Source organism: Paenibacillus sp. FSL P4-0113 (assembly GCF_038009305.1).
In the GTDB taxonomy this organism is placed as follows: domain Bacteria; phylum Bacillota; class Bacilli; order Paenibacillales; family Paenibacillaceae; genus Paenibacillus; species Paenibacillus polymyxa_D.
The window spans coordinates 2351254-2368667 of the sequence record NZ_JBBPAZ010000001.1; the positions used below are offsets into that span (position 1 = coordinate 2351254).

Genomic DNA, 17414 nt, shown 5'->3' on the forward strand with positions numbered 1-17414 from the left:
ATGGCTAAACATACGATACAAATTCCGTCGAATTTCATCATGGGTGCAGCGGCTTCCGCCTGGCAGACAGAGGGATGGAGCGGTAAAAAAGAAGGTCAGGACTCATTCCTGGACCAATGGTACAAAAATGACCGCTATGTCTGGCACAATGGATATGGGCCCGCGGTTGCAACCGACTTTTATAATCGCTATACCGAAGATATTGCGCTGATGAAGCAGATCGGCTTAACCCATTATCGTACTTCTATTAATTGGTCCCGCTTCTTAACGGATTATGAGAATGTAGTGGTGGATGAAACGTATGCGGATTATATGGGCCGGGTCATTGATGAGCTGATTGCAAGCGGAGTCGAGCCGATGATTTGTCTGGAACACTATGAGGTCCCTGCCTACCTGCTGGATAAATATGAAGGCTGGTCTTCCAAGCATGTAGTGGAGTTATTTGTAAAATATGCGGAAAAAGTGTTTGAACGGTACGGCGATCGGGTCAAGCACTGGTTTACGTTTAATGAGCCCATTGTTGTACAGACTCGTGTCTATCTAGATGCCCTTCGCTATCCCTATGAACAAAATACGCGGAAGTGGATGCAATGGAACTATAACAAAACGCTGGCTACCGCAAAGTGCGTACAGCTTTTCAAAGCAAAAAACTATAGTCAGCACGGGGCTAAAATAGGCGTTATTCTGAATCCTGAAGTCACTTATGCCCGATCAAGCGCCCCTCATGACCAGTATGCGGCACATGTGTATGATTTATTTTACAATCGAGTATTTCTGGACCCGCTTATTAAAGGCGAATACCCGCAAGAATTGTTCGATCTCATGGGCAAGCATGATATTGCATTTGAAGCTACAACGGAAGAACTGACCGTAATTAAGGAAAATACCGTTGACTACGTCGGAATCAATCTCTATTATCCCCATCGGGTCAAAGTGCAGAGTAAAGCGTGGAACGAAAACACCCCCTTCCACCCCTCTTACTACTATGAGCATTTTGATCTTCCGGGTAAAAGAATGAACAAGTCACGGGGCTGGGAGATTTATCCTAAAATCATTTACGATATGGGAATGCGCATTAAGAACGAATATCACAATATCGAGTGGTTTGTCGCAGAAAATGGTATGGGTATTGAGAATGAAGCTGCTTTCAAAAATGAGGAACACATCATTCAGGACGACTATCGTATTGACTTTATAACAGAGCATTTGTACTACACATTACAAGCTGTAGAAGCGGGCTCCAACTGTACAGGTTATATGCTGTGGGCCTTTACAGACAACGTTTCTCCCATGAATGCTTTTAAAAATCGCTATGGACTGGTAGAAATTAACCTGGACAATGATCGAAGTCGGCATTTGAAGAAATCCGGCTACTGGTATCAGGCCGCGATCAAAGAACGCTCATTTATTGCTGATCTGGATGAAGAGTACAAGTAGTTAAAAATGAATTCTGGAGGCGCTCAAATATGAAAAAAATTATTTTGGCATGTGCTGCGGGTATGTCCACATCCATTTTGGTTTCTAAAATGAAAAAAGAAGCAGCAGCAAGATCCATAGAGCTGAACATCGAAGCCATCCCCGAAAGCACCATCAAGGAAGAGCTGGAAGGCATTACAGATTCCGTGATTGCTATTTTGCTCGGACCTCAAGTGCGGATGCGTAAAAAGGCAGTCACCGAAATTGCAGCTCCCTATGGTATCCCAGTAGATGTCATTGACACGTTGGCTTATGGTAGAGGGAACGGTGCAGCTGTCCTAGATCAAGCCTTTAAGCTGGCTGGCGAGAACATCTAATTGCTATTCAAATGAAAAAGAGGCTGAGAATTCCCTCAGTCTCTTTCTTGAGTTGCGCGCTCTTTATCACGACATATCTTCTTTGCCTGAGCCCATACTACTCACATACGTTTCCTGTAAACCGGCAGAAATGCCGTATAGCGGTTCCCAACGAAGCCAATGTCTGGCGACTGCGTTACTAAGACAGCTATGGTGAATGTCTCCAGCTCGCGCTGGTGAATACACAGGGCGGACAGACGAACCATGCAGCTTCAGTAAATCGTAGGCCAGTCGATTGATGGACGTCGTTCGTCCCGTACTTACATGTACTGTGCGTTGATCCGCTGCATGAATAGCCGCCATATTCGCTCGAACTACATCCTTGACGTACACAAAGTCACGAGTTTGCGTCCCATCGCCGTGAATGAGCAAGGGGCTTCCTTTTTTCAGCCGCTCCATAAAAAGAGCGACAACACCACCCTCTCCCTTCGCGGCCTGACCGGGACCGTACACATTTCCATAACGCAAAATCGTGTAGTTCATACCGTGCAGCCGATAAAAAAGTCGAATATACGATTCTGCGGTCAGCTTGGACAGTCCGTAGCCTGAAATGGGCTCCACGGGATCGTCTTCCTGTATACATTGCTTTTGCAGCTCTCCGTATACGCCAGATGTGGAAGCAAATATGAATTTTGACACACCGGCTTCATGACAAGCCTGCAATAAATGAATCGTCCCCAGCACGTTCACATCCGCGTCCTCATCGGGTTGATGGATGGATTGCTGCACATCAGCCTGTGCGGCCAAGTGAAACACAATATCCGGGCTTTCCCGAATCAGCAACGTCCTAGCTTCAGAGCTGCGAATATCCGCAATATGCATGACCGCGCGCGGGTCCACATTTGCCATATTTCCGGTCGTCAGATTATCCAGCACATGTACTCTGATGTCCGAATCAGCAAGCGCACGTACCAGCTGAGAACCAATAAATCCAGCTCCCCCGGTGACCAAAGCCTTCACTAGCTCACCCTCCTTTTGAACCGAAGCATATGACTTCCCTTCGCATCATGTTATGCGACTCCCTATAGCTTGGCGCAGGCACACGCACAGTCCGAAGACAATCTATAATGTGTCTCTAGAATCTCAGCATCTCAGACATGCAGTCTCACGTTTTCCAGCATATAACGCCACATCTCATCCTGACCGTTCCATATATCCTCAGGCGGTAGCTCCACTGAAACCAGCCGCTCCAAACCCCAATCCAGCTCCGTCACACCATCTGTCCCTGTATAATCCACGTATAACAAGCGAAAATCATGTGTAATCCTCTGTAATAACACATCATGTAGTTCCACCGCTTGCTCCCGATTGCCTCCAAGACGAACTAGTAGCAGACGGGACGCAAGCGTGAATTGATCCAGTAGACGTGCGATGCGGCGATCAAGCGTCGTTTTGAATGCAGGGTAGGAAGTCAGCTGCTCCGATGTATTTTGGCTAACCGGAAAATGGTGTGCCGCTATAATCTCATAGTTTGCATCCTCGACCATGAAGTTATGTTCGCCGTAATCATGTCCCGTGACACGTAGACTGTCAACATCCATAAAATCGGCAAAACGGGCGTCCAGCAAGCGACTGATCTGTGACAAGTTACCGGAAATCATCCAGTCCAGCGGACCCGCATAGGGACGCAGTCCGTTTTTATCCAGCTGAATGGAAGGCAAGCAATGTCCACCCAGACTGAATACAGCATCATAATCCCCCTGCAACCGCTCAAGCACGACGCCCTCCCCTTTCCGAAGACAAGGTCATCCCTTTAAAAAGAGTACGCCAATGCGGATCACTCTTGTAATTCCATACATCGGCAAAAGGCATTTCCACCGCGCATACATGCGGAAGCTGCCAATCCACCTCCGTCAACTCCGTTACGCCGGAACAATTCACTACCAACAAACAAAATTCATTCGCTACCATGCCTGACAAAATACGTTCCAGTTCCTCTACTTCTTCATAGGTTCCCAGCATACGGACGAACAAGCTGCGCTTCGCCATCTGTGTTTTTGCAAAAAAACGTTCAATACGACGGTCTATCTTTTCCTTGAACTCGGGATAGGTCACCAGATCTGAGGACGTATTGCGCTCCTGCGGAAAATCATGTACCGAGATCACATTATAAGCGATATCTCTGACCATATAATTCAGTTGGCTCGTACCAACGACACTCAAATTGGGCAATTCCATAAATCCGGCAAACCGATTTTCAAGCAAGCGGTTCACATCGGACAGCGTGTCAGACATCATCCAATCCAGTACCCCGGCAAACGGCCGCAAACGGTTCTTTTCCAATTGAATGGCAGGTGTACAGTTTTGCCCCAGACTGAAGACCGCTTCATATTCCCCTGCCAGCTGTGCGAGTCTCATAGCCGTGCCTCCTTTTTTAATACGACCCTTCTCTCAGTTCCTACTCTATCCTTCTTCTGTAGTCGAAAAAGGGACTTCAGGCCGTAGTTTGTTCCACTCTACATTACATGCACAGCACGGCGAAAAGGGTTGGACACCGATGCGCTTTTTGTCAAAGAGGCGTACAACTATCCAGTCCAATCCCGGTTATTTTTCATATCATATTAAGGCTGGTAACCTAACGGAATTCAAGGAGGCATCATCATATGTCCGTGTTTCTTTTAACCATCGATCACCATCTCGCTTACCACAGCGCCCATATACAAAGCTGCCATGTGACCTTTTTCAATCGTGAAAAGAGGGCCGTCGATGTGTTGCTGGAAATGGGGAATGACAGTGGCGTTTTTAGGCGGCAACTTCTTCGACTGGGCCCTTCTCCCGAAGCTGACTCCGTGCTAGAACTCAAGGATATGGAGGCAGCCCAAAATCCGTTTTATCTGCGAGTGATCACGAATATTTACAATCCAGAAACGCTGTTTATCCTGGCTGAATTTTTGGAAAACGGGAACGTTGTCGCTAAGCGTACAGCCAGTCATTTTACCGTGACACCCTAATGAACGGGCAGAGGAGGAAGAAGGTATGTTGAAATATTCAGTTCAAAACAAAGCTGAGCCAGGCACATATGCACTGCCTTTTCAGGTTACCGATCAGGAGAGCGTGCTCTCTACATTGATCATTCCTGCAAGTGAAGCTGAAGGACGTATTGTCATTGAAGTCTCTTTGGCATGGGAAAATCCGCTGCTCAACTGGGATATCGGGGAGCTGGATATTCGATTGCGTCGCAACGATGAGCGGGGACCTATGCTGGACTGGTTGCAGGATTCCTGTTATCAGGAGGGATTTGCCGAGTTAATCTATGAGGAAACGGGAACACAGGGAGAGCCTTATGTATACTGCCTGACCGTACAATCAGCCGACCGCCGTGCTGTTGTTACAGGACCACTCATGGTTCGAGGCTCTGTGTATGTAGATTCGATGGACGAGAACCCGGATGGACAATGAACTGAAATAACTAAAGGCAGGTGGGAGTTTTAAGCCCAACCTGCCTTTTTATAGGGTCTGTATTCTCATGGCGCGGATTGCTTCAGACATTCTAAAATGTCAGCGTCCGGCAGCGTATAATCTTCTGGCAACGAAGTGTTAATTCGGTTCCATATTGCGTAATCAACCTTCAAATCCGGGTGTGACTGCTGGATTTCAAAAATACGGTTGTACAAGTCTCCAACGACAGGAAAAGTCATGCTCTCCCTCCTAACTATTGAATCAACGTATTCAACGTACTTGATTCAGCGCTTGCCCATAAATATTCACGAGTCGTTCAATCATAACATCCAGAGACCAATGCGCGATCCCCCATGCCTTGGCACGATTTCCCATGACTATCCGCACTTCATCCTGTGCCAGCAAATGCTGCAAATGAGCTGCCAGTGCCTCCACATCGCCAACCGGGGAGACTAGTCCGGTGTGTTCATGCTTCACCATTTCCGGCAGTCCACCCGCATCCGATACCACTGCCGGAAGCCCCATAATCTGCGCCTCCATGACCGAAAACGGCTGATTGTCCTGTATGCTTGGATGAACAAAAAGGTCCGCCAGTTGTAAAAGAGCAGGTACATCTTCACGATGCCCCAGAAAAACCACGTCTTCTTCCAGCCCTAGCTCCTTCGCCTGTGTTTGAAGCTCTTCCCTTTTATCTCCCTCCCCGACAATCCAGCAAACCCAATCCGTACGACTTGCTTTCAGCAGGCCAAGAGCGCTCATTAAATAATGCAGCCCTTTGATATAGACCAGCCGTGAAGGACAAATGATAACTTTTTTCCCCTCAGGTCGTATCATGTCCGTTCCCCGGGCGTGGACTTCCCAGAAGTGCTCGGTATCCAAACCGTATTGGAAAGTAGCAATCTGCTGCTCAGGCACTTCGAACTCACGCACAAGCGTCTGTTTCATCCATTCTGTAGACGTAATGGTAATATCCGCGGATAGAGCGCCATAGTGCTCTAGCGCCCAATAATACTTCCACATCAGCGTCTCACGGTAACCCTCCTCATGATCCCGCTCCAAAGCCATCATAACTTCACGAGCCAGCGAGCCATGAATATTCGCTACCAACGCGCTATCTTTGCGTTTGACCCGACTTAGCGCACGCGTCGCAATGACATCTTGCGTGTGAATCACATCATACTGCTCGACCCCGAAATACGCCGCTGCCAGCTCCATACAGTATCGATCCTTTTCCACCGTCTGCACCCATGAATCCAAATGTAATACAGGGACAGCCGATTCATTCAGCTTCGTATCCAGCAGGGGCAGCAGTTGATCCTTCAGTAGCTCCCTATCTTCAAAAACAATATGGTATTTAGGTGTATCCGGTCCGTTTCCCATCAAGTCTACCGTGTGGCCCAGTAGCTCCAGTCTCCGTTTAATTTGCATCATAAAGGGCCATACGCCACCCAAATGAGGAATCGGCCAGTACGTAGCCAACAAAATTTTCAAAACAGCCTCACCTCCTCTGTCTCGTACGCTGAGCTACACCCCATTACTTCCGTAAATTTGCTGGAAACCCGATAACGCATCTGTCCAGACCGCAAAAAACCCATTATTCGGCACGATCGTTACATCAATAAAATTACCGATTGTAACGACTGGAACCGGACTAATCCCGTTAGGATTAAAGGAGCTGTCTGTTATTCTGAGGTTCGTAAATGTACTTCCTCCGTCCGTTGATTCGGCCACAAATACGTCTAATAAAGAGGTCGTTATTTGATTGGTATAATATACGATCTTGATCACGCCGGTCACAGGCGAAACATCAATAGCCGGGAAAAAATGCTGTGCCCCTGCACTGGCCCCTGTCACCGATTGCGGCGCAGTCCAGCTTAATCCACCATTCACCGACCTGGCAAGCAGCACATCCGCATACCCTGCCCGATTATCCTGCCAGACCGCATAAAGTGTTCCCTGATTCGGGCTCGTAGAGCGATCCACGGCAATGTTAGCTGCCGGCAGCACATTGAAACCAAAGCCGGCCACGGGCAACGGACTCGGAACCGGGACCACAGAAGATACAGGTAGCGAGGAACTAAATGCTGTCCCTCCATTGAAGGACACAATGACCTGATATTGGTTAACCGGATTCGTGACAATGTACCCGACATAAATCACCCCTGTAATGCTCACAGTGATTTCCCCCCGCGTAATCTGATTGGAGCCAGCGGTGAGCACCACGGGTGTCCCCCATGTGATCCCTCCATCCTGCGAACGTTGGAAGAACATGACTGATCCGCCGAAAAAGTCAGGATTGTACTGATGCGTATAACATAAATAGATATTTCCGGTATAGGAGCTGACCTGAGAAGTATCGAATTTCACGCTGACCTCAACATTATTGACAAATGTCCCATACCCTCGCTGGGCAATCACAGGCGGATCAAATGTATTACCGTTGTCTCTCGACACATAAGTGGCGATGGTACCGCTCAAACCGTCTGCGGTAAATACGTGACAGGCTATGACAAACAAGTTGGGAAAACCGTAGCTGACGCTATGGGATTCCGCCCCTACATAGCCGGCTGGTAGCGGTAAAATCTGCTGTGTGAAAGAGGCACCGCCGTTACCTGAACGGTATACCGCCGTCAACGGCGGCCCTGTCGTAAAATCGATAGCCGCAGACACAATGGTACCGTCGAGCAGGTTGAAAGCTACACTCGGCTCCTGGGCCAGCCTTCCGTTAGGCGTAAGCTGTACGTTCGGCATCAGGCTCCACCCCCCGGTACACCCGCAAATATCGTCAAACTGCCTGTGCGCGTATCTGTCCAGACGGTAATATAGCTGTTCGGCGGTACAATGGCGACATCAATATAATCACCGATCAGCTCTGATTCGCCTCCACCGACATTCGGGTTAAAGGAGGTCGTCGTGAGACGACTGTTCGTAAAGGTGTTACCTCCATCGGACGACTCTGCGGCGAACACATCCAGATTAAAGCCGTCCACGCGATTGGTATAGTACACGACAACGACCAGTCCCGTCTTGGGCGACACTGAAATTGCAGGGAAAAAATTTTGCGAGCCGGGCGGGCTGTCTGTCACAATGACCGGAGCACTCCAGGTACCGCCAAAATCGCTTGATTTGGACAACAAAATATTGCTGTATCCCTGACCAAAGTCCTGCCACACGGCATATAGCGTATTTGTTGTGGAAGGCACACCCGAGCAGTCCGCGGCCAAGCTGGGGAAATTCAATATCCGAAAGTCATAACCAGGAACGGGCAAAGGATTGGGCACAAGCGTTATATTGGATACGAGAATATCCCCGCTGAAGGTTGCCCCGCCATCAAAGGAGCGTCGGATAAAAAAAGCTGGTGTTTGCGGTCCCGTACGAATCCAACTGACATATACGCTTCCATATTTGTCGACCGCAGGCTCAGGCCGCTCCGTTGAGGATTGGATATTGGAGAGCATTAACGGTCGGTCCCAAGTTAGTCCTCCATCGGTGGAACGCTGGTAGAAGGCCGCAGATTGAGCATTAAAATCCACATTATATTGGCGGTTATACGTGACATAGACGTGTCCGAGATAGGGACTTGCCCCCGCATTATCCGTCGTAATATTAGTCCAGTCATTATTAATGTAATCTCCATAGCCCGGGTTAATGACCACTGGAGGATCAAAGGTGGCTCCATCGTCCGTAGAACGGTAGATCACGACAGCCCCGTTTTCATTGCCCGGAAATACATGCGCGGATACGATAAAAATATTGGGGAACAGATAGGCTACCATTCCTGCCTCGGCTCCTGTATAACCCGGCGGAATCGGCAATAAAGTATCCGTCCAGTTCGCTCCGGCATCCAATGAGCGATACAGTCCAATCAAGGGAGGCCCACTGCTAAAATCAACAGCTACAGCTATAACAATATTCGGATTCAGTAAATTAACAGCAACACTAGGCTCAAATTTGGGCAGGCCGCTGGGTGTCACCTGAAAATTCAAAGGCATCGCGAGCATTCCCTTCATTATATAAATAGATACGCCTGAAGTATTTCTATCAAAATGTACTTTTTTCAGCACAGCCTAGAGACAACCATACAAGCTTTCTTTTCAATAGATTCATAGTATAAAAGCATCCCTTCAAGGGTTATCCAATATTCTGTTTTTTGAGAGGATGATTCGATTGGCTTTTACAACCGGTTATATGACGAACACTAGAGATTTTGGTACTGCCTGCTCCAATGTTGTTGTGAACTTGGTCAATGAGGACACAGTAAATGCGGCAACCGTGACCATCCAAATTTTTTTCTCGCTGGTACCGGATACCAAGACACCACTGTATGTGACATCGGTTAACTTGCCTGCAAACTCCATTGCCCGCCGTACCTTCTTTATACAAGGGGTTCTTGCCTATGAGGTACAATACAACGTGGCCTCCGCTGCTCCAGCGAATGTCGTGCTCTCCAACTTTGGACTGGATCAGTTTGGTAATGTTGTACAGGAGCACCGTGTTCTCCAGTCCGAGCTGACCACAATCCCTGCACTGTCCCCTGTTATTTAAAAGCCACCCTGTTCCAGTGCCTGATGCAATCTGTGGGTGTAATACACGTAATTCCATTCTGGCGGTACGGACTGAACCCCTCGTCCGCTGCCGATGGTGGAATGGTCATCTGTATAGTAGGAAAAGGCATGTGTATCCTGTAATGGGCGCAACAAATCCGTGAGATACAGTAGATCCGTCACGGCAATATAAGGTTTGACACCGAAGCATACAACAAAGCGAGTCGTGGTTTCACCAATAGCCTGAACCAGTGCTTCCTGGATCGAATAATGCTGCCGTGATGTTACGATTAACCGAGGGTCGAGCATCATCGACAGGAAAGCGCTAGCTTCCTGTTCTGGCGTTAAATCCAGCAGCCGTACCACGCAATTGCTGTAGTGCTGCTCCAGCAGATTATCCAGCAATGATTCAGCTTGAGCCATATCCGTGACAGGCATTAAAATCGTCATTTCAAGTGGGATGCCCCGGCGTGCTCTCGCCTCATACTTGGCGATTTGGAATGCGCGCCGCCAGCGTCGGTGCTCCTTTTGGCTGTGTAGGCCGGCCGATACACTAAATGTGGAATTCACCCGGTAATCCATCAGGATCTCCGGGATGAATTTCATATTGCACGTCTCGGTCAGCCGCAGCCAGTAATCATAATCCTCAACGGGTTGCAGCCGATAGCCGCCAATCTGGAGGGCATATTTGCTTTTGTACATAAATGAAACCCCAACAATGCTGGCGTTCAGCAATTCGTGATGTGGCTGACTTTGGTACCGGATCAACGCCTGTTGATGCTGCTCGTCATACAACGGGTTCCCATATGCGTCAACCTGGCGGAAGGTAGAAAACACAAGACCGAGTGAGTCTGGCCCCTGCTTCAGCTCTTGCCGCAATCGTTCAATAAAGGAAGCATTATAAACATTGTCGCTGGAGACCCAGGTCACATACTTGATCCCAGGATCTTTAAACAACTCATCGAATCCCCGGTTTAGGGCGTGGGATACTCCTTGGTTCTGAGGGAGTGTAACCAACTGAACGCGCGGGTCTCCCATTGCTGCATAGAGCGCTGGCCCCACCATTTCCGGCGCTCCGTCAATAACAATGATGAAGCGAAATCCCCTGTAGCTCTGGGCTAGTACGGATGAGATTGCAGCTTGCAGATAGCCGATATCCTGTTTGTACAGTGGCATAACAATCCCCGTATCTACCATATCAATCCCCCCTGACAGACTTTCGGCTTCATGAGGATAAACCACTCAATACCTGACTGAAGCGATCTCGATAACGTGCTTGGGTGATGTTGTACTCCCGCTCCACAGCGGGCCAATATTTTTTGGTTCCCATTTCATCATGCCAACGGTAGTTAACCAAGGACTCGTTCAGAAAAGGAAATGGATATCCCGCCAGCATCACGCGGTACCACATATCCAGATCATGTGTGTACGGCAGCAATTCATCAAACAAACCGATATGTGCAAACAGCTCCTTTTTAAACATAACCGTGCATCCATTGACCGGATTTCCTTGTTGAAAAAAACGGTAAAACTCCGTCATAGACGGAAACACGGCGGCTGCCTGGTAGCTTGTGACTTGGCTGTATTGATTGATGAAATTGAAGTTGGTATGGGAGATGTACGCACCGTTTTCCACCATAAAAGAAACCTGATTGTTAATTTTATCCCTATGATAGGTATCGTCGGAACTGAGCCACGCAATATAATCGCCACTGGCATGTCGGATACCATGATTCAGAGCGCTGGCTGTTCCACCATTGGATTTACCTAAATAATGTATATAAGGAAGATAGGCCTGAAGCATATCAACATGTTCCGTGGAGCCGTCATCGACGACAATAATCTCGAGTGGGCCATAAGTTTGCTCTAGTGCACTTTGCAAAGCCTGATCCACATATGCACAGTTATAAAAGGGAATGACGATCGTTACTTTCGGTCTCATATCGTTCCTTCCTTTCCGGCTCGGCGGTATTGAATCATATCCTCCATAGATTGCCTCAGCTGTATGGTCGGCTTCCAGCCCATGTCCTCCAGCTCTTTCGCACGGTATGCCTCGGTAGATGCTGACTCTGCCACATCCCCCCATTGTATGGGAATAGATGTTTTGGCCAGCGCAACCATACGTTCCACGATATTGCCCAGTTCCACAATGCGGCCTGTGCAGACCGAGTACACTCGGCCTGGCACACCCTGTTCCAATAGCACACCGTATGCGCGAACGGCATCACGAACGTCGAGAAAATCACGTTGCGCATGTCGGGAAGATACCCGGAACGGGACAGTTTCAGTTGCGGACTGCCCCTCCCTACGTTCCGTCTGAACGATATACCCCGCGAGTAATGCACAAAATCCGGTAGATGGACCCGGACCGATCAAGTTGCAAGGCTCTGCCAGCATGACGGATTGTTCGAACAGCGCGCCCCACGAGAGCGCGACTGCCTCTTGAAGGCTTTTGCTAAGGCTGTATGGATGTGTTGGATGATACGGAGCCTGCAAAGCCGTCTTTAGCCGAGAACCCGCCACGACAATTCTGGCTTTGGGGAAAGGTCGCAGTACATCGAGCAGATACAGGGTGGACAGTACATTGGATTCCATGTATAGCAGGGGACTCTCCCAAGATTCAGGGACGGAATTTTTACCACCCAGGTGAAGCACATAATCCGGAGCAATCTGTCTAATTACTTCGCCCAGACGTTTCTTGTCGAGCAAGTCACACACATAAGGCGTAATACAGTTGCGAGTCTCCGCCTCTGGGCTGTTATTTTCATCATCGCGAGCCAGTAAGATCAGTTCTGAGACGGAAGCGGCAGTGCGAGTCAGCGCCGCTACCTCCCAGCCGAGCTTTGCAAAATGGCGGCAGGCATGCATCCCGGTATAGCCCGCCGCTCCGGTAATGACTATGACAGGCCGACGTTGTTCCGCTGTGCTTCCGTCCATTCCAGCAGCTCCTTCAGCATGATGCTGTAGTGAGGAACATCGTAGAGCAGATCGGCCCGGGTAGAACGAAGCGTCCGGTCCTGCACCGGCTCATCTTTCGGCACGATCCGAATATCCTCCCTATTCCAGATATCTTTGAACAGCAGCAGCAAATCGTGCTTGCTGATCGGTTCAGGGTGAACCAGATGAATGAGTCCGTCCAGCGGCTCATTCATCTGCACCTGTATCGCCTTTGCTAATTCCAGCGTCGTAACCCCGTTCCAAAAGACCCGGCGATACCCGTTAACGTCTCCGCTCTGCTGCAAGAACCAGTGCAGCAGACCAATGCCACTGGGCCGAATTTCCGGCCCGATAATGGAGGTACGGATAGTCAGATGCCCTGCGGCCTTTACTTCTCCGAGTATTTTCGTCAAAGCATAGGCACTTGTCCCATCGGGTTGATCCGTCTCCTTATATAAACCAGGTACCCGATTTCCCTCGAATACGCAATCCGTGCTGATATGAACCAATCGGGCACCGATACTGTCCGCTGTCCGCCGGAGAAGATGTGGCAGCAACCCATTAATTTGGTATGCTGCAATTTGATCCTCCCCGGCATGCTGATTCAGTACACCTACCGCGTTAATAATAACGTCCGGCCGTACACTCCGTACCAGCTGCTCCACCATAAAGCTGTCCTTTACATCCAGCAGCAGACCACCTTTATTTTCGGGATCACGGGTGGTGTAGAACACGTTATACCCGCTCTGGTTTTGGAAATACTTCACCAGAACATGGCCCGCCATGCCGTTACCACCCAAAATAAGCAGCTTCATTTGATGAACCCCCCGCTTTGGAGAATGCTGCGAATCTCCTCTTTCGACATCAAATTAAACTCCGAACTAAAGCTGCTGAATGACACGGGAGGGCACTGATTATAGCGGTCCTTTAATTGAGGAATATTCAGCGTTGGGAGAATGACCAAATATTGCTCGTCATAGACTACCGTCGTCAGGCTTTCAAAATCGCTCATCAAAATCTCATGAATTTTCTCACCGGGACGCACACCTTTTTCTACAATTTCTACGTTTTCCACACCTGAATCCTCAATGAGCACCTCAGCCAAGTCCAAAATACGGCAGGTTGGCATGGTCATGATAAAAATTTCCCCGCCAACACTTTCCACCGAGGCTTTGAACAGGAGACTGATCGCATCACGCAAGGTTAGGAAGAAGCGCGTCATGTTCATATCTGTGATCGAAACCTTGCCCTTTTGGCGAATCTGGCTTTGGAACAGATGCACCACGCTTCCGTTTGTGCCCAAAACATTACCGCCGCGCACCGTCACGAAACGTGTATCGCTATTCAGCAGATTGGCGTAAACAATCAGTTTTTCTCCTATTGCCTTCGTCATGCCGTAAAAATTGGACGGATTCGCGGCCTTGTCGGTCGATATATAAATGACTTTCTTGACCTGATTAACGACAGCGGCCTCGATTACGTTTTGAGTGCCTACGACATTGGTTTTGAGTGCCTCGTAGGGCTGATCCTCACAGACGGGTACGTGCTTGAGCGCTGCCAAATGAAATACATAGTCCACTCCTTGACAAGCGGTAGTCAGCGCATCCTTATCCCGAATATCTCCAATACAGAAGCTGAGTCGTTCATCCTCAAACTGCCTGTTCATGGCAACCTGACTGGATTCTCCGCGTGAAAAGATAATGACCTCTTTGGGGTTACGCGGCAGTAACTGGGCAACCAGCTCATGCCCCCAGGAGCCGGTACCGCCGGTAACCAAGATACGTTGGTTTTCAAACATGCCGTTTCCCTCCAAGCAGAAATTTAACTACCTTATCCGACACATCTTCCACCAGATAGCCTGCGGGACATTGCCACTTATGGGTCATCCCGGTCATTATGGCTACCGCGTTTGCTATAACCTCGCCATTAAGGCCGGACACGATATTGCTGCCGCAATCTACCGTTTCCGGCCGTTCAGTCGTCCGGCGCATCGTAACCGTCGGCACCCCCATGACACAGCATTCTTCCTGTACGGTACCACTGTCTGTCAAAGCGCAGCGGGCATGCCGCTCCAGCAGAACGAAGTCAAAAAAACCGAACGGTTCGTGAAATTCCACAAGCGGATCAAGCTGGATCGGCGGATGGCTTGCGATCCGGGCGGCAGTCCGGGGATGAATACTGCAAATGACCCGCTGCCCGAACTGCTGGGCTACCCGGTTAAGACCATCTAAAATAGCCAGCAAATGCGGTGGATGGTCGACATTTTCGGCTCTGTGGGCAGTGACCAGGAAATATTCTCCCGGCGACAGTCCCAATTTTTTCAAAATCCCACTACCAGTTACTTCTTTCTCATAGTGCTGCATTACTTCGTAGATCGGATTTCCAGTCAGTATGATTCGTTGGCTTGGGAAGCCTTCGCGTAGTAGGTGCTGCTTGCTTTGCTCCGTATAAGGCATATTAATGGTAGATATCGCATCAATGACACGCCGGTTCTTCTCCTCCGGCACATCCAGATCATAACAGCGGTTCCCCGCCTCCATATGCACGACCGGATAACCCATACGTTCCGCAAGTAAGGCACATAGAGCGCTGTTCGTATCACCGAGCAATAGCACATGATCGGGGCGTTCCTTGTTTAAAATATCCTCCATCTGCGAGTACATGGCGGACAACTGTTTGCCCAGTGTCCCCGCTTTCTCCTGAAGTACATAATCCGGGGCACGCAGTCCCAGTTCGCGAAAGAACTGCCCGCTCAGGCTTTCGGTGTAATTTTGGCCCGTATGCACAAGCACATGTTCATCTGCATGGCGGTCTAGCTTCGGAATGATCAGGCTGAGCCGTATAATCTCCGGTCTTGTGCCGAGCACGGTCAATATTTTCATGGTTTTGGAACCCACCTTTGCTGTCGTTGTTTCATTGAATTGTCGCGTTCAATGAAGGATAGCCATCCAGCAGACTGGCTGTGCTCCAGCTTAACGTTCATCTCAAAGGTCCGGCGTAGGTTCACCCGGACCGTTGTTTTGTATGCTGTCCAGCCTTGAGTGTGACTCGCTTCGGTTTGTGCGCGTTGTGTCGCCGTGACCGGTGCTTGATTTTCCGCTTGAGCTTCTGTCTGGACTTGGTTTTCGGATAAAGTCCCTTCGACAACGGGAACCCGTGAATTTTCTTAAGGCGACTCTTGCCGCCGCTTCTCTTATACCTGCGATTCCGAAGTCTGGTACGCTTGCGGCCCTTTGGCCATCTCGCCCGAATACTACGCTTGCCGCGGGGCAATTCGGGTGGTGACTCAGGTAAAGGGGGTGCTGGTTGTGGCAAGCCCTGAATGGCTGCATATTCGATTGGCGGCAGACCCAGCACAGGCAGCTGACACACCACCGATTCAGGAAATTCTCGAATCGTGCTGGTATAACCCTCCGGTATAGCGGTGACCTGACGCAGCCCTTCGCCTTCCCTCGTCCATACAGGTCCACCCGGCTGCTGAATCAACGGGAACCAATGCGGATGATGACATACCCATTGACTGACCATGAGGTGCATACTGCTTCGGTAGGAATCAGGTCCGTATACACGTGTAGCTGCACTGTTGTTACGGACACCAATCCGTTCCACTTCCTCGGGATGATCGAGCAGATAGCCCACTTTTTGCGCCAGCATGTCGCTGTTGCCCGGCTCTACCAAAAAATCTGTATTTCCGGTAGCCTCCATCAATTCCACAAGTCCACCCTGCGCAAAGGCTACTACGGGCTTACCGTAAACTAGCCCTTCCAGGGCGGTCAGACCAAAGCCTTCTTCCACCATACTTGGGATCACAACAATATCCATTGCGCTATAGGCCGTTGACACGGATTCCTCGAATGAATTGAACTGGAAGCGGTGGCTATAACGAGATTGGCGGATTAAAGAGACACATTTTACGTAATATTCCGAGTCCACCGAGCTGCCGATGATCCAGAAACGACACCGCGAATTGGTTTCGCACAGCTTTAGAGCCATTTGGACAAAAGGTAACAGCCCTTTGGCTTCGTAGATAAAGGAAGAAATATAACCAATGCAAATATGAAAATCCCGCAGCCCCAGTTTTTCACGTTTCCTTTTCCGTTCCAGCACATGCTCTCTGGGAGACGGCATATCCATATCCCGGCAGGGAGACAACACCGTATGCGGACGTGTCAGTCCCCCACCATGCAAAGGACGCATTACAGCTTGAGAAATGCCGATGACCCATTGGCTATAGCGCTCAATGATAGAAACAGAAACTGGCGTATGCGCATTCTGGTTAATGACTTCGGTAATTTTCCAGATCACCGGAATATTAAGCTCATGGGCAGCCATTGCAGGCATGACGTTCACACAGGTATTGACCAGCACCACATCAGGTCGAGCATGCCGAAGCATCTGGAACAACGGTGCATACGCCACATGGGTCCGCAAATTCTCCGCATCCTGCGCCAATCCCTCATATGGGGTATACATGCCATGCAGCATGAACAGATTCTGTGTCAGAACGGTGATTCCGCGCTTGCGGGCCATTGAGGTCAGCCGCCCTTCACCAGGCGTTACGAGAATACAATCGAAGTACGTACGCATATCTAGACAAAATTGCAATAGCAGCTTCTCTGCCCCCGTAATACTGCGGACGTTGCTAACATGGCTGAATAACATCATTTTCGGCTTGATCGGAGTTCACCTCCTTTAAAATAGC

At 49.4% G+C, this 17414-nt stretch carries 19 protein-coding genes; 5 read left to right on the forward strand and 14 right to left on the reverse strand.

Annotation, left to right across the window (positions count from 1 at the left end):
- Both MKX46_RS09825 and MKX46_RS09830 read left to right on the forward strand, forming a co-directional pair.
- Positions 1–1437 (forward strand): glycoside hydrolase family 1 protein, encoded by a 1437-nt coding sequence (locus MKX46_RS09825; protein ID WP_209949730.1) that lies wholly within the window; start codon positions 1–3, stop codon positions 1435–1437.
- Positions 1438–1466: 29 nt separating this feature from the next.
- Complete coding sequence (locus MKX46_RS09830) at positions 1467–1793, forward strand: PTS sugar transporter subunit IIB (RefSeq protein ID WP_039272650.1); 327 nt, start codon at positions 1467–1469, stop codon at positions 1791–1793.
- Between the two features lie 66 nt (positions 1794–1859).
- Here the strand turns inward: MKX46_RS09830 and MKX46_RS09835 are convergent, their stop codons facing one another.
- From MKX46_RS09835 to MKX46_RS09845, 3 genes are all read right to left on the reverse strand, one after another.
- A complete protein-coding gene (locus tag MKX46_RS09835; protein ID WP_209949729.1) occupies positions 1860–2792 on the reverse strand; it encodes an NAD-dependent epimerase/dehydratase family protein in 933 nt (310 codons plus the stop codon).
- Between the two features lie 131 nt (positions 2793–2923).
- Positions 2924–3550, reverse strand: a complete 627-nt coding sequence (locus MKX46_RS09840; protein WP_069012652.1) for a DUF1796 family putative cysteine peptidase — start codon at positions 3548–3550, stop codon at positions 2924–2926.
- Positions 3543–4190, reverse strand: coding sequence for a DUF1796 family putative cysteine peptidase (locus tag MKX46_RS09845; protein WP_029518295.1), 648 nt, complete (start codon positions 4188–4190; stop codon positions 3543–3545). Before MKX46_RS09845 ends, MKX46_RS09840 begins: the two co-directional genes overlap by 8 nt.
- A 245-nt stretch (positions 4191–4435) precedes the next feature.
- Between MKX46_RS09845 and MKX46_RS09850 the strand changes: the two genes are divergently transcribed.
- Both MKX46_RS09850 and MKX46_RS09855 read left to right on the forward strand, forming a co-directional pair.
- Positions 4436–4783 carry a hypothetical protein gene (locus MKX46_RS09850; RefSeq protein ID WP_029518294.1) on the forward strand — a complete coding sequence of 116 codons (348 nt, stop codon included), beginning with the start codon at positions 4436–4438 and terminating at the stop codon, positions 4781–4783.
- A 25-nt stretch (positions 4784–4808) separates the two neighbouring features.
- Positions 4809–5231: a hypothetical protein gene (locus MKX46_RS09855; RefSeq protein WP_029518293.1), complete on the forward strand. Its 423-nt coding sequence runs from the start codon at positions 4809–4811 to the stop codon at positions 5229–5231.
- A 65-nt stretch (positions 5232–5296) separates the two neighbouring features.
- Here MKX46_RS09855 and MKX46_RS09860 read toward each other — a convergent pair whose 3' ends face one another.
- The 4 genes from MKX46_RS09860 to MKX46_RS09875 are packed head-to-tail and all read right to left on the reverse strand — an operon-like array spanning position 5297 to position 9223.
- Complete coding sequence (locus MKX46_RS09860; protein ID WP_165148594.1) at positions 5297–5470, reverse strand: hypothetical protein; 174 nt, start codon at positions 5468–5470, stop codon at positions 5297–5299.
- Between the two features lie 31 nt (positions 5471–5501).
- Entirely contained in the window at positions 5502–6722 is a 1221-nt protein-coding gene (locus MKX46_RS09865; RefSeq protein ID WP_069012651.1) for a glycosyltransferase family 4 protein, read from the reverse strand.
- A gap of 33 nt (positions 6723–6755) precedes the next feature.
- Positions 6756–7982, reverse strand: a complete 1227-nt coding sequence (locus tag MKX46_RS09870; RefSeq protein WP_069012650.1) for a sialidase family protein — start codon at positions 7980–7982, stop codon at positions 6756–6758.
- A complete protein-coding gene (locus MKX46_RS09875) occupies positions 7982–9223 on the reverse strand; it encodes a sialidase family protein (protein WP_069012649.1) in 1242 nt (413 codons plus the stop codon). The genes MKX46_RS09870 and MKX46_RS09875 overlap by 1 nt, the downstream gene beginning before the upstream one ends.
- Before the next feature lie 166 nt (positions 9224–9389).
- On the opposite strand from MKX46_RS09875, the gene MKX46_RS09880 reads away from it, so the two are divergent.
- Complete coding sequence (locus MKX46_RS09880) at positions 9390–9776, forward strand: hypothetical protein (RefSeq protein WP_231109445.1); 387 nt, start codon at positions 9390–9392, stop codon at positions 9774–9776.
- Here the strand turns inward: MKX46_RS09880 and MKX46_RS09885 are convergent.
- The 7 genes from MKX46_RS09885 to MKX46_RS09915 all read right to left on the reverse strand — a co-directional run bounded on the left by MKX46_RS09885 (position 9773) and on the right by MKX46_RS09915 (position 17377).
- On the reverse strand, positions 9773–10972 hold the full coding sequence (locus tag MKX46_RS09885; RefSeq protein ID WP_069012648.1) for a glycosyltransferase: 1200 nt from the start codon (positions 10970–10972) through the stop codon (positions 9773–9775). The two genes, MKX46_RS09880 and MKX46_RS09885, sit on opposite strands and share 4 nt — an antisense overlap.
- Before the next feature lie 28 nt (positions 10973–11000).
- Positions 11001–11717, reverse strand: a complete 717-nt coding sequence (locus MKX46_RS09890; RefSeq protein WP_029518287.1) for a glycosyltransferase — start codon at positions 11715–11717, stop codon at positions 11001–11003.
- Positions 11714–12712, reverse strand: a complete 999-nt coding sequence (locus tag MKX46_RS09895; RefSeq protein ID WP_341071214.1) for an NAD-dependent epimerase/dehydratase family protein — start codon at positions 12710–12712, stop codon at positions 11714–11716. The genes MKX46_RS09890 and MKX46_RS09895 overlap by 4 nt, the downstream gene beginning before the upstream one ends.
- A complete protein-coding gene (locus tag MKX46_RS09900) occupies positions 12673–13527 on the reverse strand; it encodes a dTDP-4-dehydrorhamnose reductase family protein (RefSeq protein ID WP_069012647.1) in 855 nt (284 codons plus the stop codon). Before MKX46_RS09900 ends, MKX46_RS09895 begins: the two co-directional genes overlap by 40 nt.
- Positions 13524–14510 (reverse strand): polysaccharide biosynthesis protein, encoded by a 987-nt coding sequence (locus MKX46_RS09905; protein WP_029518284.1) that lies wholly within the window; start codon positions 14508–14510, stop codon positions 13524–13526. Before MKX46_RS09905 ends, MKX46_RS09900 begins: the two co-directional genes overlap by 4 nt.
- Positions 14503–15594, reverse strand: coding sequence for a non-hydrolyzing UDP-N-acetylglucosamine 2-epimerase (wecB, locus tag MKX46_RS09910; protein ID WP_069012646.1), 1092 nt, complete (start codon positions 15592–15594; stop codon positions 14503–14505). Before wecB ends, MKX46_RS09905 begins: the two co-directional genes overlap by 8 nt.
- A gap of 121 nt (positions 15595–15715) precedes the next feature.
- Complete coding sequence (locus MKX46_RS09915; protein ID WP_069012645.1) at positions 15716–17377, reverse strand: glycosyltransferase; 1662 nt, start codon at positions 17375–17377, stop codon at positions 15716–15718.
- Positions 17378–17414: the final 37 nt, after the last annotated feature.